Source organism: Lacrimispora sp. BS-2, assembly GCF_040207125.1.
GTDB lineage: Bacteria > Bacillota > Clostridia > Lachnospirales > Lachnospiraceae > Lacrimispora.
In genome coordinates this window covers 3,961,540-3,977,772 of sequence record NZ_CP157940.1, presented here as the reverse complement: position 1 = coordinate 3,977,772, position 16,233 = coordinate 3,961,540, and the positions used below count along the sequence as shown (strand labels likewise).

General features: G+C 44.7%; 14 protein-coding genes and 1 riboswitch. All 14 genes read right to left on the bottom strand.

What is annotated here, in order from left to right:
* Nucleotides 1–1,116: an ABC transporter substrate-binding protein gene (locus ABFV83_RS18700; protein ID WP_349945995.1), complete on the bottom strand. Its 1,116-nt coding sequence runs from the start codon at nt 1,114–1,116 to the stop codon at nt 1–3.
* A 153-nt stretch (nt 1,117–1,269) separates the two neighbouring features.
* A riboswitch (cobalamin riboswitch) is annotated at nt 1,270–1,440 on the bottom strand.
* 299 nt (nt 1,441–1,739) lie between these two features.
* Nucleotides 1,740–2,738 carry a virulence RhuM family protein gene (locus ABFV83_RS18695; protein WP_349945993.1) on the bottom strand — a complete coding sequence of 333 codons (999 nt, stop codon included), beginning with the start codon at nt 2,736–2,738 and terminating at the stop codon, nt 1,740–1,742.
* Nucleotides 2,739–2,964: 226 nt separating this feature from the next.
* The gene (gene rlmD, locus ABFV83_RS18690; protein WP_349945992.1) at nt 2,965–4,398 is read right to left on the bottom strand and encodes a 23S rRNA (uracil(1939)-C(5))-methyltransferase RlmD; all 1,434 of its coding nucleotides are present in this window, start codon (nt 4,396–4,398) and stop codon (nt 2,965–2,967) included.
* A gap of 163 nt (nt 4,399–4,561) precedes the next feature.
* On the bottom strand, nt 4,562–6,238 hold the full coding sequence (locus tag ABFV83_RS18685) for a DEAD/DEAH box helicase (RefSeq protein WP_349945990.1): 1,677 nt from the start codon (nt 6,236–6,238) through the stop codon (nt 4,562–4,564).
* Between the two features lie 314 nt (nt 6,239–6,552).
* Nucleotides 6,553–7,149, bottom strand: a complete 597-nt coding sequence (locus tag ABFV83_RS18680; protein ID WP_349945988.1) for a cytidylate kinase-like family protein — start codon at nt 7,147–7,149, stop codon at nt 6,553–6,555.
* Between the two features lie 16 nt (nt 7,150–7,165).
* Nucleotides 7,166–7,828: an amino acid ABC transporter permease gene (locus ABFV83_RS18675; RefSeq protein WP_349945987.1), complete on the bottom strand. Its 663-nt coding sequence runs from the start codon at nt 7,826–7,828 to the stop codon at nt 7,166–7,168.
* Nucleotides 7,822–8,556 (bottom strand): amino acid ABC transporter permease, encoded by a 735-nt coding sequence (locus ABFV83_RS18670; protein WP_349945986.1) that lies wholly within the window; start codon nt 8,554–8,556, stop codon nt 7,822–7,824. Before ABFV83_RS18670 ends, ABFV83_RS18675 begins: the two co-directional genes overlap by 7 nt.
* A 24-nt stretch (nt 8,557–8,580) precedes the next feature.
* Nucleotides 8,581–9,468 (bottom strand): transporter substrate-binding domain-containing protein, encoded by an 888-nt coding sequence (locus tag ABFV83_RS18665; RefSeq protein ID WP_349945984.1) that lies wholly within the window; start codon nt 9,466–9,468, stop codon nt 8,581–8,583.
* A 39-nt stretch (nt 9,469–9,507) separates the two neighbouring features.
* Nucleotides 9,508–10,239 carry an amino acid ABC transporter ATP-binding protein gene (locus tag ABFV83_RS18660; protein WP_349945982.1) on the bottom strand — a complete coding sequence of 244 codons (732 nt, stop codon included), beginning with the start codon at nt 10,237–10,239 and terminating at the stop codon, nt 9,508–9,510.
* Nucleotides 10,240–10,437: 198 nt separating this feature from the next.
* Nucleotides 10,438–11,430: an ABC transporter ATP-binding protein gene (locus ABFV83_RS18655; RefSeq protein ID WP_349945981.1), complete on the bottom strand. Its 993-nt coding sequence runs from the start codon at nt 11,428–11,430 to the stop codon at nt 10,438–10,440.
* 1 nt (nt 11,431) lies between these two features.
* Nucleotides 11,432–12,451 carry an ABC transporter ATP-binding protein gene (locus ABFV83_RS18650; protein WP_349945979.1) on the bottom strand — a complete coding sequence of 340 codons (1,020 nt, stop codon included), beginning with the start codon at nt 12,449–12,451 and terminating at the stop codon, nt 11,432–11,434.
* A gap of 16 nt (nt 12,452–12,467) precedes the next feature.
* A complete protein-coding gene (locus ABFV83_RS18645; RefSeq protein WP_349945978.1) occupies nt 12,468–13,352 on the bottom strand; it encodes an ABC transporter permease in 885 nt (294 codons plus the stop codon).
* Between the two features lie 7 nt (nt 13,353–13,359).
* Nucleotides 13,360–14,313, bottom strand: coding sequence for an ABC transporter permease (locus tag ABFV83_RS18640; RefSeq protein ID WP_349945976.1), 954 nt, complete (start codon nt 14,311–14,313; stop codon nt 13,360–13,362).
* A gap of 123 nt (nt 14,314–14,436) precedes the next feature.
* Nucleotides 14,437–16,065 (bottom strand): ABC transporter substrate-binding protein, encoded by a 1,629-nt coding sequence (locus ABFV83_RS18635; protein ID WP_349945975.1) that lies wholly within the window; start codon nt 16,063–16,065, stop codon nt 14,437–14,439.
* Nucleotides 16,066–16,233 lie beyond the last annotated feature (168 nt).

The window sequence follows — 16,233 nt, the reverse complement described above, 5'->3', positions numbered from 1 at the left end:
CTATTTTATTTCAATATTTGGATATAATCCCCGGGCAAGAGTCACAATACCATCTTTAGTTCGAGTCGTACTTGCATACATTTCACTTAACATAATTGGCACCACTCTACTGTTTTGTACAGCACTTAAACTTGCCAAGGACTCATCTTTAAGAAATACATCTAATTTTTCCTGTTTTAATTTTTCTGCATCGTCTCCTTCATAAGGCATATATACAACAAAAATTACATCTGGATTTAAAGCTATTATATCTTCTTTCCCTAAATCACTGCCATCTTCTTTGGCTAATATACCACCTAAAGCAGTAACCATATCACCACCTAAACTACTTGCCCCATAATTTGTAAAAGTAGAATCATAGGACTCTAAGATTAGGACAGATGGTTTTTTCTCCTGTTTTGATGCTACTTCTGTTACTGCTTCAACTGTATCCTTCATATCCTTTACAATGGACTCAGCTTTATCTTGTACATCAAAAATTACACCCAAGTTTAAAATATCCTTGTACTCATTTTCCAGTGTTCTATCATAAGAAACCTCTCCAGTAGCTAGTCTTGTATTACTATTAATATAAGTATTCGTGCCTTTTTCTATCCAAGCCGATGCATCTCCCAATGTCTTTTCTTTGAAAAGAGAACCCCATGATAAAATCATATCTGGTTCCAGCATTGTTACTGTTTCTAATGAAGGAGTAAATTCATCCAAATAGTTTGTTTTTGAAAATGCAGCTTTTAAGGAATCTGGTACCTCATTATCTAATCCGGCCGTTGCAACTATGGGTTCTTCAAGACCTAATGCTAATAAGGTCTCAATACTTCCTTGATATACGGCCAGTACTTTTTCAGGTGCCTTCTCATAAGTAGTTATTAATTCTTTTCCATCGGTTCCATATGTAGTTATAGTTACCGGATACTCTGTTCTTTTTTCCTTCGCTGTACTTTCTTCACTACTTGAATCTTCTTGGTTATGTGCGGTATTATCCACATTATCTTCGATAATTTTTTCTACATCTTTTCTTCCAGTACTTTCATTCTTTACATTTGATCCACAGCCTGTCAATGTGAATAAAAGCATGATAGCCAATAATAAATTGGCAATTCTTTTCTTGTTTCTCATAATAATCTTTTCTCCTTGTTTTATTATTGAATGAACAACTTCATTTCCTAAAACAAAGAAAAAAAGTGTCTGTATACACAGGCACCACAAAAAAGACTATTCAGTAATTTTTTTACCTTTAGTCTTCTAGATGGTTGCTTTGCTCGGAAGCGTCATCGTTCTTCTACATAAAGCAGGTTTCCTGACTTGATTTTCAACATCCTCTTTTCCTTCTCATAGCTTTGCTACAATGGATTAATAAAGAAGGACTCCTTTCTTACAGTGACCGGATCGTTCAGGTCTCTCACCTGATTCCCTTTAAAAACACTAAATGTTTATTTCTTTGGTGTTTCTACTCTATATAGTATTCAATTCCTAAACATACTATCATCACAGCGTTTTTTTGTCAACTTATAAGGATATAATTCCGATTCTTGGAAGGTGGGGTTGGGCCTTGGCGTATATCCATTTTATAATTTTTATTGTATTTTTGTATTTATTTCTCTAATATTTTAGCTTTTTTCTGCAACAATATTACTGTTTCCACATGTCTCGACCTGAAATTAGACATGGCATCCATAAAGAAATTTTTATAGTTGATTTCAGCAGCTTCAATTATTCGGAAATTCCGGATAATTCACTCCTTAAATTCCAGAATTATTGTTTTTACCTTTTTGTTCTAATGACTTTATGCTATCCAAGTAATCTTTCTCCACGTTACTGAGCGTTTTTGTCTTATATCTCTTGTATTCTGTCTGTACCTTTTCCATAGCCTGAAGATGGCTAACGGTTCCATTTCCTGTAAGGAGATTCTCTCCCGTCGAAGTCAAAATCCCATCAAGATGTTTTGCCCAATCATCCATTGTCATGGGGATTCCTCTTTCTGCCTGCCTCTCCGCAAAATCCAAATATCCAGAAACAAGTTGCCCCATAGCTCGCAGTTCTTTTTCATTCAGATAATTCTTTGCTATTTTTGCTTCACGCAGTGTAGGCTGGTCACCTGAAAACGTCATCAGTCCCATAAAATCTTTTTCTGCATCCGCACGATGGTAAATTGCCTCAGCTGCAGTTTCTCCGGAAACGGCATAATGAATTTTATTCTGTACTTTCTTAAAAAATTGAACGGATACCTCTGCCTTGGGATTGTAATCAACACTGGTTGCATAGATTTCGAGTACCTGACGGTAAAACACCTTTTCGGACGCCCGGATATCTCGAATTCTTTCAAGCAGTTCCTTGAAATAGCCGCCACCGCCCAATTCCTTCAGGCGCTCATCATCCATCGCAAAGCCTTTTTTAATATATTCCTTTAATATACTTGCTGCCCATATACGAAACTGTACGCCACGCTGAGATTTCACACGATACCCGACAGAGATGACAACATCAAGATTGTAATATTCAACCTGATATGTCTTCCCATCAGAAGCAGTTGTTGCAAATTTTGCAACAACTGAACTTCTAACCAATTCACCTTCATCAAAAATATTTTTAATATGCCTTGAAATTGTGGATTTATCTCTTTGAAACAAATCAGCCATCTGTTCCAAAGGCAACCACACAGTTTCATTCTGCATATTGACATTTATCTTCGTCAGGCCGTCTTCCGTCTGATAGATTATAATTTCTCCACGATTGTCCACTACGCCCTCCTCCAATCATTCAATTTCATATCTCTCAGTGTCTTTCCACACTCAATAGTCACATAATTAACCCATTAATACTTGTACAGTGAATCCATACCATCTCAATTCGTATTTCTGTCGCCTCAACCGATATATTGTTCATTTAAAATCCTACACCTTTCGATGGTCACCAATATAAAACTTGATACTATCAGGATATTGGTGCACATATTTCCGGCACAATTCAGTATTTTTCAAATTCCGTTTCTGCATGGAGCTTTGCTTGCTCTGTACTGATTTTTCCTGCATCTGTGAATTTCCTTTTTAACAACACGATACTTTCTGTATGCAGCCCCTGAGGAAACATATCACACCCTCTGACCTTCTCCGCCACATACCCTCTCTCCGCCAGATACTTCATATCCCTTGCCAAAGTAGCCGAATCACAGCTCACATACACCACTCTCTTCGGCGCCATCTTTACAATGGTCTCCAAACAAGTCTCATCGCATCCCTTTCTGGGAGGATCCACCACAATCACATCCGCATACACATGATTCTTCTCATACTGCTCCGGCAGAACCTCTTCCGCCTTCCCAACAAAGAACTCCACATTGTCCAGACCATTTAATCTTGCATTTTCCCTGGCATCCTCAATAGCCTGGGGTACGATCTCCACTCCATACACCTTTTTTGCCTTTTGAGCCAGAAAAAGAGAGATGGTCCCGATCCCGCAGTAAAGATCCCAAACTGTTTCCCCGCCTGTCAGCCCCGCATACTCAAGGGCAGTGCCATAAAGCTTTTCCGTCTGCACCGGATTCACCTGATAAAAGGACAGGGGAGAAATACGGTATTTCACCTCTCCAATATAATCCGTGATATACCCTGGCCCATAAAGATTTTCCACCCGGTCACCTAAAATCACATTAGTCCTGTCTTTATTGACATTAAAGGAAATACTGGTCATATCCGGAATTTCCAGAAGACTTTCCACCAGCTCCCCGCTGTGTGGCAGGCTCTTTCCATTAATAACCTGACAGACCATAAGTTCTCCGGTCCGGAATCCTTTGCGGATCAAAGTATGGCGGATCAGCCCCTTATGTGTGGCTTCGTCATAAGGCTGCAGATGATACCGCTCCATATGCGCCTTTATCCGCTTTAAAACCTCCTGGTTCTCCTCTGCCCCCAGAAGGCAGTCCTCACAGCCTATAATGGAATGAGTCCGCCCCGCATAAAACCCCACAATAATATTCCCATCTTTATCCAGCCCCCATGGAAACTGCGCCTTATTCCGGTACCTCCATGGCTCGTCCATACCCATGATAGGCAGCATGGGAACCTCAGAAAAGCCGCCGATCCTGGTGATATTGTTATAGATCTTCCGCTCCTTATACCGAAGCTGCTCCTCATAATCCATTGCCTGAAGCTGGCAGCCTCCGCATGGGCCTGCAACCGGACACCTGGGCGTCACACGGTTTACAGACGGCTCAGTGATCCGTTCCAGCTTTGCAAACCCATAAGACTTTTTGGTCTTCATCACCTTGGCCTGGACCTTATCTCCCATAACTGTATCTTTAATAAACCAGATAAATCCATCGGTCTTGCCGATCCCTTCCCCGGTTTCGCTCATATCTTCAATCATTACTTCTATTCGATCATTCTTTTTCCACTCTGCCATCATAACCTCCTGAAACCTGTACCATATGCACATCTTGAACATATTGTAACTTCTTTTTCCACAAGAAGCAAGAAAACCTTTTACGGACTGTGGACAAAAAAACGGGAGCAAGGCGGATCCGGTAAGACGCTCCGTCTTCCTTTCTCGCCCAGCTCCCGGAAATTTATCTGCCTTTTCCGTTGGCTTTTTCCATATGGATATTTTTTCCTTTGATCTTAACATCCTTCATGGCCTGTAACACAGCGTCAGCGCTTTCTCTCGGCACCTCAACAAATGTATACTTGTCATACATATCAATGCTTCCGACCATCTTTCCTGGCATACCGGATTCTCCTGCAATGGCACCCAGGATATCTCCCGGCTTCACGTTCTGGTTCTTTCCGATATTAATGAACAGACGGGCCATATCCTCTCTGGGAGAATCGTATCTTCCTCCCCGGCTGTTTCCATTTCCGCTTCTGCTGCTGCGGCCACGGCTTCCGCCACCGTAGAAGCTGTCCAGCTCATCAAGGGAACGAGGCTGTCTTGCATCAATGATATCCTCATTTTCCTCGCCCATCATCATTTTCAGCAGGGCTGCGGCCAGATCAAGAGAGGTGTAATCCTCTTCCAAAAGCTTCTTTTCAATGATGTTCACCATCTTGCTTAAATCTGTATCACCGATAGTGCCCACCACATTTTCCAGAATCTTATCCACCTTAATGGCAGTTACGTCATTTAAGGATGGAATTGCCTGAGGAATGATCTTTGTCTTGCAGTAGCGCTGAATGTCACGAAGCTTATAAACTTCCTTGCCCACTACAAAGCTGAAAGCAATCCCCTCACGGCCTGCACGGCCTGTACGGCCAATTCTGTGAACATAATATTCGTCATCCTGGGGAAGGTCGTAATTAAATACCGCCTCAACGTCGTCTACGTCGATTCCCCGGGCTGCAACATCAGTTGCCACAAGGATCTCCGTCTTACCGTTACGGAAGCTGTTCATGACCCTGTCACGCTGGATCTGCTTTAAATCTCCATGAAGTCCTTCCGCAAAATATCCACGTCCCTGAAGGGCCTGTACCAGCTCGTCTACCTGCTTTTTGGTATTACAGAAAACAACAGACAGCTTCGGCGCATACATGTCCAGGAGACGGCACATAACCTCTACCTTGCTCTTAGGTTTTACTTCATAATAATACTGGGTTACCTTTGGAACGGTCAGCTCCTTTTTTACCACCTTGACAATCACCGGTTCCTGCTGGAACTTTCTGGCAATCTCCATGATAGCCGGCGGCATGGTAGCGGAGAACATAACGGTCTGCCGCTCTTCCGGAAGCTGGCTTAAAATGGTTTCCATATCCTCCAGGAATCCCATATTTAACATCTCATCGGCTTCATCCATGATTACAGTATGAACGTGTTCGAATTTCACGGTCTTTCTCCGCATATGGTCCATAACACGTCCCGGAGTTCCGATGATGATCTGAGTACCGTCTTTTAAAGAACGGATCTGTTTTACAATGTCTTGGCCTCCATAAATCGGAAGAACCTTCACACCGTGCATATATTTTGCAAGCCTGCGGACTTCATCTGCCACCTGAATAGCAAGCTCTCTGGTTGGACAGAGGGCAACCGCTTGAAGCTTTTTCACCTTGGGATCAATTTTCTGCAACAGAGGGATGCCAAAGGCTGCTGTTTTTCCTGTTCCAGTCTGAGCCTGCCCAATAATATCCCTTCCCTCTGCCTGAACCGGAATGGCCTGGGCCTGAATAGGAGATGCCTCTTCAAATCCCATATCTGCTACTGCCCGCAGAATTCTTTCATCTAGCTGTAATTCATCAAATCTAACTGTCTCCATAAATGCTTGGTTCCTTTCTTACGGCCAACCGGCTTCCCATGTTGCCGACGGCCTCGCACACACTTTTCGCAAACAAAACGAGAGGTATCAGGCACGTTTCAGACCTTCATCCTCTCGCTTCACACAAAGATATACTATAGCAGATTTTCTTTTGAGTGTCAAGGTGATGGCTTGAATTTTTCATATCTTTTTTAGCAGGAAATGATTTCCATCCCCTGTCTCCTAGTCGGCAAAACAGGCCCCTTCAGTGAAAAACCGGGCTTTCACCCAAGCTTTACCAAAAAGACCTGTTTTTAAAAAGCTTCCTATTCTGACTATTCTCCATAAAGCTGGTGCACAATCTCTGCGATCAGCTTTGCAGTTCCCGTGACCCCTAAAAGGGAAGAATCGATCATCAGGTTCTTATGTTCCGGATCACCGGGCAGATAACCGGCGTATTTTTTATGATAGGTATTTCTGGCCTTGTCAACGGACGCGATCATTCGTTTCGCCTCACTCTCAGTCATGCCAAGTGTGTTCACACAGTTTTCCAGCCTTTTTTCATAAGGAGCATAAATAAAAATATTGATGTTGTTCTTTTCCTTTTCCAGAAGGTAATCCGAGCACCTTCCTACCAGGATGCAGCTGGACCTTTTAGCCAGATCCAGAATAATGCCTTTTTGAACATCAAAAATAATGTCCTGCATGTAAGTCTCGTCCGTCCCCAAAGGAAACATACGGGGCAGAAAGCTATGCTTTGATTTTTCTTCCTCATTGCTGACCGTGGAGACAGGAAGGTTCAGCTTTTTTGCTACCTCCTCAACAATATCACGGTCATAGAATTCCACTCCCAGTTCTCTGGACAGCTCCTTGGCGATGGAGCGCCCCAGGCTTCCAAATTCACGGGTAATGGTGATTGTAAACTTTTTCATAGCAAGATGTTCCTCCCTAACCAGTTACAATGGTTTTCTGATATCCCCTCACCACACAGCTAAGAGCAAAGCAGATGGTAAAATAACAGAGGGCTTCAAAGCCGAACAAAAGCAGCATGCCCCTGACATCGTAAATGCTTCCAAGAACAACGGAGCAGTTTCTCATAAACTCCGCCACATCCACCATTTTTAAGAAGGAAGTATCCTTGATGATGGTGATCACCTGACTGAGCAGGGCCGGAAGCACCTTTTTATACATCTGAGGAAGCACGATATAGATAAGAGTCTCTACAAAGCTAAATCCCTGGGACTGGGCACCTTCAAACTGCCCCTTTGGAATGGAGTTTAAGCCCCCCCGGAATATTTCAGCCATGACCGCTGAAGTGAAAAGGGAAATGGCAAATACTGATACTCCTACCTTATTCCCCTTCACGGTGAAATAGATCCAGAGTATCCACAAAAGATTGGGCGTACAGCGGAAAAATTCTGTATAAACAGCCACAATCCCTCCTGCCCATTTCCATTTTCCTGTTGAATAGGTTCTGATAAGAGCCAGGATCGTTCCGAAAAATGTACTGATAAGGGTGGCGAAAACGGCAATCATGACAGTCATTCTCAGTCCCTTCAGCATGAAAGTCACGTTGGCCTGAGTAAATATCTGCTGAAATAATTCTAACATGCTGCCTCCTCATCTGCATTAATATCAAGCGTTTTTGCGATAGGCAGCCGCATGGATCTGATCTCCAGATAACGGGCCAGCCTTGCCAATGGGAAACAGATGATAAAGTACATCACGGCGCTTGTAAAATACGCCTGGGCAAAGTATCCCCGGTCAGCTCCCCAGGAATCCGTAAAGTACATAAGATCCATACCGGCCACCATTGCCAGAATGGAAGTATTCTTTACCAGATTAAGTGCCTGATTCGCAAGAGGCGGCATTATAATCTTTATGGTCTGAGGCAGAATGATATGATACATGGTTTCCAGATAGGAAAAGCCCTGAGATGAAGCAGCCTCGGACTGGCCTTTTGGTATGGCTTCGATTCCGGTCCTGATGACCTCCGATATATAGGCGCCGTGATAAACACCTACTCCGATCACTCCCAGTACGAACTTGGGAATCCGGAAGCCTGAGCTGGAAAATAACATGGGCAGCACGGAATAATAGCATAATACCTGCAAAGCCAAAGGCGTGTTCTGTATGAATTCCACATAAATTCGCGAAATTATCCTTAACAGCTTAAATTTAGCCGTGGAAAACATACCAAATATCACTCCAAGGGCCAGCGCAACGGCCAGCCCCACCAGTGATATTTTAAGCGTCATAAGAAAGCCCGGTATATAATATTCAGGAAATGCCTGAAACAGGGCATTCCAACGTTTTGCATCAAAAAGACCTTTTATCATGTCATCTATCCTTTACATAAGGTTTTACTGCAATTCCCATTTGTCCTGAAGGGCCATAAGGGAGCCGTCAGAAACCATGGAAGTCACCTTTTCATCAACAATGGCTGCAAGCCCTGCATTCTGCTTTGCTGCTGCCACACCGTAATCCTGTTCTGCGAACCGGTCAGATAAGATCTGGTTGCCGTCATTTAAATAGCCTGTCAGGATAGCACGGTCTACAGAGAAGCAGTCGATCTGCTTGGTTGCCAGCGCCTGAGCCAGTGCCGGATAACCGTCAAACTCCTGGAACTGAGGATTAACCTTGAATCCTTTTTCGTCAACATATTTCTTAAAGCCGTCCTTAGTGGTGGAGGACTGGGCGATACCAATGATCTTGCCATCCAGATCTTCGATGGACTCGATTCCGGAATTCTTATTGACCAGAAGTCCTACCGCATCGGTAAAATATGGAGTAGAAAAGTTGTAAGTCTCTTTTCTTTCCGGTGTAATGGTAAAGGTAGCGATAACAAGGTCGATCTCTCCGTTCTCCAGAAGAGGTCCTCTGGTCTTAGCAGTTACGCCCTGAAATTCTACCAGCTTCCTTTCTTTTGCTTCATCCGCAGTGCAGCCAAAGATAGTACCGGCGATCTCATAAGCCAGGTCATCCTCAAAGCCTTCATATTCACCGGTTGCCGTATTCAGTAAGCTGAACTTTGGAATATCAGCCTTACAGCCAACCTTTAAAGCTCCTCGGTCAATAATCTTCTGTACGTCTGCAGTCATGTTTCCGCCTGCTGCCTCTGAACCGGCCGCCGTTGTTCCTTCCTTTGCAGTCGTCTCTGCGGTGGTAGCCTCCGGAGCCTTTGCTCCGCATGCGGTTAAGGATGCCATAGCTGCAAAAGCCAGGGCAAGTGATAACATTTTTTTCATCATAATTGGTTCCCTCCTCATTGTTATTATTTAAACAGCCTCCTAATGAAGGATCTTGCTTAAAAACGCTTTGGTCCGCTCATGCTCCGGACATTCAAAAAAGTGTTCCGGTGTTCCCTCTTCCAGGATGTAGCCCCCATCCATAAAGATCACACGGTCTGCCACCTGGCGTGCAAAGCCCATTTCATGAGTTACGCAGATCATGGTAATATTCTCATGGGCCAGCTCCACCATAACATTTAAAACCTCCTGAACCATCTCAGGATCCAGTGCAGAAGTAGGCTCATCAAAAAGTATTAATGGCTGTTTGGTACATAAAGCCCTGGCAATGGCCACCCTCTGCTGCTGTCCGCCCGAGAGCTGGACCGGATAATTCCCCGCTTTTTCCTTTAAGCCGACTCGTTCCAGGCATTTGATGGCATTGTTCTTTGCCTCTTCCTTGGGAACATGCTGAAGCTTGATGGGTGCAAGAGTCAGATTTTCTAAGACAGTGAGATGGGGATACAAATTGAATTGCTGAAAGACCATAGAGGAATACTTTTTAGCCATTTCCAAATGATTCTTTTTTGTCACTTCCGTACCTGCCACGGTTATCTTTCCGCTGGTGGGTTCCTCCAGGTAGTTGATGCAGCGGATAAAGGTGGACTTTCCTGAACCGGAGGGTCCGATGATGACCAGCTTTTCGCCCTCCTTTACCGTCAGGCTTATATCCTTTAAAACCTCTAAATCTCCGAAGTTCTTTTTTAAGTTTTCAACTTTCACCATATCTGGCATAATTCCATCCCCTTTCCTCTTTTTTGTCTATATTTTTTGGACACAAAGGTATGCCTGTAAGGCATTATGTAAGATTTTCCTAAAAATATGCAAAAAGACGCCTTAGAGTTTTAATTTCTTAAGCGTCTTTGCTTAGTCTTTTTTTAATTGTTGTTATTATAAAAAGTTTTATTTGAAAAGTCAAGGATTATTTTCTTTTTATCCAATAAATGGAAGGCAGGAACAGGCCACAAAATGTCCTGGAGAAACCTCTTTCATCTCCGGCACCTTACTGCTGCAATCTTGCCTGGCATACATGCATCTGGTATGAAAATGGCACCCAGAGGGCACATGCATGGGGCTGGGAAGCTCTCCTTTAAGCATCAGGCGCTTTGACTTTGCAGAAAGCTCCGGGTCGGCCACCGGGATGGCAGAAAGGAGCGCCTTTGTATACGGATGAAGGGGATTTTCATACAGTTCGTCACTGTCTGCGATCTCCACCAGCCTGCCCAGATACATAACACCGATCCTTGTGGATATATGGCGCACCATGGATAAGTCATGGGCCACAAATAAGTAGGTAAGGCCCATTTCCTTCTGCAGATCCTCCAGCATGTTCACTACCTGGGCCTGTATGGAAACATCCAGAGCTGAAATCGGTTCGTCGCAGAGCAAAAATTCCGGTTCCACTGCAAGCGCCCTGGCAATTCCGATCCTCTGGCGCTGGCCTCCCGAAAATTCATAGGCATACTTATACATGTCATCCGGCTTCATTCCCACCTTTATAAGCATTTCTTCGATCCGGCCGTCTATCTCGCTGGCCGCTATGCCGGCTACAGCCGTCATGGACTCTCCAACGATTTCTCTCACATTGTGATGGGGATCCAGGGCAGAATAGGGGTCCTGGAAAATGATCTGCATCTGCCGGTGGATGGGAAGTAATTTACTGCCTTTCACCCTGGTGATGTCCTGTCCCTTAAACAGGATGGACCCGCTGGTAGGGTCGTACATGCGGATCAAAGTCCGTCCTAAGGTGGATTTTCCGCAGCCGGATTCTCCTACCAGTCCAAAGGTCTCCCCTTTCCGGATGGTAAGGTTCACACCGTCCACTGCCTTTACTTCTGCCTTCTTACGGCCAAAAAAGTCCTTGGAAGGAAAATATTTACATAGTTCCCTGGTTTCCAGCAGGATTTCCTGGTTCCTGTTATCCATATCACTCCACCTTCCTTTCCCTTGCATTAAGCTCCTCTTCCGAAAAGATGCACATGGCTCTCTGAGTGTCTGAATATACCCGGTACCTGGGAATTCCTTTTACACATTGTTCGCAGGCAAATTTACACCGCTCTGCAAACGGGCAGCCATCGGGAGGATCCACCAGGGACGGAGCTATTCCGGGGATTGGCTCCAGCCGCTTCCGGTCCCCTGCCTGGGGTTTGGGAATGGCCTGAAGTAAGGCTCTTGTATAGGGATGCTTTGGTGCATAAAAGATTTCTTCGGTCAGCCCCTCTTCCATCAGAAGCCCGCCGTACATAACCAGGATCCGGCGGCTTAGGCTTGCCACCACTCCAAGATCGTGAGTGATGAGTATGATACTCATTCCCGTCTCATCCTGCAGCTTTTTTAAAAGTTCAAGAATCTGGGCCTGAATGGTCACATCAAGAGCCGTAGTCGGCTCATCTGCAATTAAAAGCTTCGGACGGCAGCAAAGGGCCATGGCAATTAGCACTCTCTGTCTCATGCCGCCGGAAAATTCATGAGGATACTGGTTTAACCTCTTTTCCGGAGACGGAATGCCCACCTGTTCCAAAACCGCCATGGCTTCCTTATGGGCTGCCCGCTTATCCATACCTCTGTGGCGTTTAAGTACTTCTGTCAGATGATAACCTATGGTTCTTACAGGATTCAATGCCGTCATGGGATCCTGGAAGACCATTGCAATCTCTTTTCCCCGCATCTTTCTTAGCTGTTCCGGTGTCATTTTAAGCATGTCCTTATCCATGAACATGATCTGGTCCACAGTGACCTCTGCATTTTCCGGCATCAGGCCCAGGATGGATTTCATCAGAACACTTTTTCCGCTGCCCGATTCTCCCACTACAGCAAGGATTTCCTGGCGGCCTGCGTAAAAGCTTACGCCGCGCACCGCCTTTACCGATTTCCCGTGAGTATGAAAGGTGGTATGCACATTTTGTACGGACAGGATTTTATCATCGTTTTTCTTTGTCTCTTCCAATTCCTGTTTCCTCGCTTTACTCTTTCTCGTCGTTCATAATTTTCGGTTCCACGAAAACCCGGAGCAGGTTTCCCAGCTTATTAAAGGCAAAAATCGTGATTATGATCAAAAGTCCTGGAATCAGTGCCATGTAAAAGGTGTTCTGCATGGTTCCCTGGGCATTTTGCAAAAGGCTTCCCCAGGAAGACATGGGCTGCTGAATGCCTACTCCCAGGAAGCTTAAGGAAGATTCTGTCATAATTGCATCTGCCATGCTGGTAGTTGCCGATACAATGATCGTGGGAAATACGGAAGGTATGATATGGCTGGTAATGATCTTCCAGATGCCCACGCCGGAAAACTCGGCATAAAGGATGAATTCCCTTTCCTTTAGGGAAAGTGTCTCTGCCCGCACCAGCCTGGCAATTTCCATCCAGGTAAAAAAGCCGATGACCAGAATAATGGATTTTAACCCTGGCCTTAAAAAGATGCTGACAACGGTAACCAGGATCATCCATGGAATCGAATGCAGGACATCTACAATGCGCATAAGGACCATATCCACCATACCGCCGCAAAAGCCGGAAACAGTGCCTACCGCCACTCCGATGGTAAGGCTGGTAAGCATGGCCAGGAATCCAACCAGCAGGGAAACACGGCCCCCGTAGATGACTCTGGCAAAATAATCCCTTCCTACTTCATCAGTCCCGAACCAGTGCCCGGCCGATGGGGGCTGGAGGCGGTTTGCTATATCAGTGGCATTTGGCTCTACAGGAAGAAGGGGCGCAATCAATGCAAATAAAATAATCACTCCCAAAAGAATCAGGGAAATGATTGCCGCCTTATCATGCTTTAATGACAGCAATACGCTGTCTACTCTGACGGATCTGTTCTTCTTTATGTTCTCTTTGTTTGGTTTCATCTTCCAGTCACCCCATTTCCCTTATGCGCGGATCTGTAATGCAGTAGAGGATATCCGACAGAAGGTTTCCAAGAATTACAAGGGTAGAGGACAGCACCAGAACAATCATGACAATCGGATAATCCATGCCCTGGATCGCCTTGATAAAATAAGGTCCTACTCCCGGCCAGCCAAATACGGTTTCCGTAATGATGGCCCCTGTTACCAGCAGCTGAAGGGCCATGCCAAGCCTTGTAATAATGGGAAGCAGCACATTTTTACAGACATGCTTATACATAATTTCCCCTCTGGAAGCCCCAAAGGCCCGCTGAACCAGCACATAATCCTCAGAAAACTGGGTGACAGTGGAGGAACGGACAAATTTTACATTGGCAGGTAAAAATGTAAAGGTAAGGGTGATAAAAGGCATGATAAAATGCCTTAGAAAGTCCACCATGGAGGCTTCCTTTCCTACGGAATGCATCCCCACGATGGGAAGAAGCTTAAGCTTATAACCCAGGACAAAAATCAAAAGCATGGAAAACCAGAAGGACGGAACGGCGATCGCTATGGAGGATATTCCGTCAATCACTTTGTCTGCTGTCTTATTCTTATGGGAGCCTGCTAAAAGCCCAAGGATGATTGCCAGGATATAAGCGGTAGCATAGGCCGGAAGTACCAGTTTTATGGTGTTTGGAATCCTCACCGCCAGATCTCCTGCAATGCTTTGCTTGGTTACGATGGAATATCCGAAATTTCCATTTAATATTCCGTTCAGCCAGCGTAAATACTGGATGAACAGAGGCTTGTCGTACCCATATTTTGCCTTAATCAATTCAATTGTTTCCGGTGACATCTTTGGTGTTGTCATAGCATCAATAGCATTATAAGGTGCAAAATGCATCAAAGCAAAACATAGAATTGTAATGAAAAGGACCATGGGTATGGCTGTTAATATTCGTCTTAATATATATTTCGCCATATGGTTTCTCCTTATATATAGAAAGAGGTGCCTGCTGCAGGATTCCGGCAGCAGAACACCCTTTCCTCTTCACAGCTGATCCCCAACCCGCCATTTCTGGAGCTTACGCACCTGCTGTCTGTATTACTTTATCTGTAGTTTGGAAGTATCTTCAAAGGTATAAACAGGAACCAGCTTTGATTCTTCAATTCCTGATACATTTTTAGATACTACAAGAAGCCGTTTATTGGAATACAACGGATAGAAGCAAGCGGTTTCCTGCAGCTTCTGCTGGATGGTTGTATAGATTTCCTTACGCTTTGCCTCATCCGTTTCCTTACGGCCCTGTGCAAACAGATCATTCATCTCAGGATAATCATAATGCATGTAATTGTATGGGGCACCTGATTCAAATAAGCTTGAGAACGTATCCGGGTCAATGCCCATGATATAGCCGCCAAAGTACATATCATAAGGGTTATCAGCCTGCTTCATCTGCTGGCTGAGAGCAGTGGAATCCACGCCTGTTAACTTCACTTTAATTCCTGCCTTCTGAAGCTGCTCCTGTATCATGATGGCAGAGGTGGACTGAAGGCTGTCGGAAGCGTTATAGGCAAGTGACAGTTCCGGATTTGTCACGCCGGAAGCAGCAAGAAACTCCTTGGATTTATCCAGGTTCTGTTCATATTTCTCCACATCCTCTGCAAAAAACTGGCTGTTAGGAGGCATGAAGCTCCATGGCAGGTCGTAATACTGGGAATCTAAGAGAGCTGCATCTGCAATGGCCTTTTTATCCAGGGCATAGAAAATAGCTTTCCTGAAGTTTTCATCCTTAACGCGGCCTGCATTAATCATCATGTATCCCACACGGCCTTCCTGATATGGATAAACGGTCAGATTCGCTGCTTCCAGATTCATCTGAGCCACCTGTGCAGGAGTTCCGATCCATGCGTTTACTTCTCCGCTCTGAATCGCTGTCATGGCTGTATTTTCATTTTCAATGATCCTGTATACGAAATTGTCAATGGAGGGGGCGCCCAGGAAGTAATTCTCATTCTTCGTGAATTTCACGTAGGAACCCGGGGAGTATTCCGCCATTACGTAAGGCCCTGTGCCTACAGGCTTGGTGTTCACGTCATTATTTTCAAAGTTCTCCACATTTTCATAGATATGCTTTGGCATGATGAATATCTGGGAAAACATCTCCACCGCAGCGGAGTTTACAAAAGGCATGGTAAGGGAAACCGTATAGTCGTCAATCTTTTCGATCTTAACTGCTCCTTCCGGGAATACCAGCTGTGAATATGCCCAGCCTGCGTTTTTCTCGTCTGCCATGGCTTCAAAGGTAAAGACAACGTCATCAGCAGTGAATTTCTCTCCATCCGACCATTTTACATCATCCCGCAGGTGTATGGTATAGGTTAGTTTGTCCTCAGAGGTGTCTATGCTCTTTGCCAGGAAGTAATTGATCCCATCCGCATTGTACATATACAGTGGGGAATAGATCATCTTTATGGTCATAAGGCCGAAACGGTCGCTTGTGGTGATTACATTCACATTAGCTCCAGGATCGCCTGCAATTGCATAGGTAAATGTGCTTTCCCCTCCTGCAGCCGTTGTTCCGGCTCCTTCATCTGATCCGCCTGCTGAACTGCCGTTAGCAGCTGTGGTTCCTTCTGCAACCGGGTCCTTTCCTCCGCAGGCGGTAAGGCCTCCCAGCACCATGACAGATGCCAGCAGGAATGCCGCACTCTTCATAAAAACTTTTTTCATACATTTCTCCTTTCAGTTTTCCCTTAATTATAACTGATGGCGTATCCGGCTATCAGTTGAAAAGTCAGATTCATTATAAACACATTTCCGGTTATTTTGCAACTGTTTTTGAGCTTATTTCCTACTTTTTCTATAGGTTTTATGGTGATTTAATTTGAAAAACAGTTA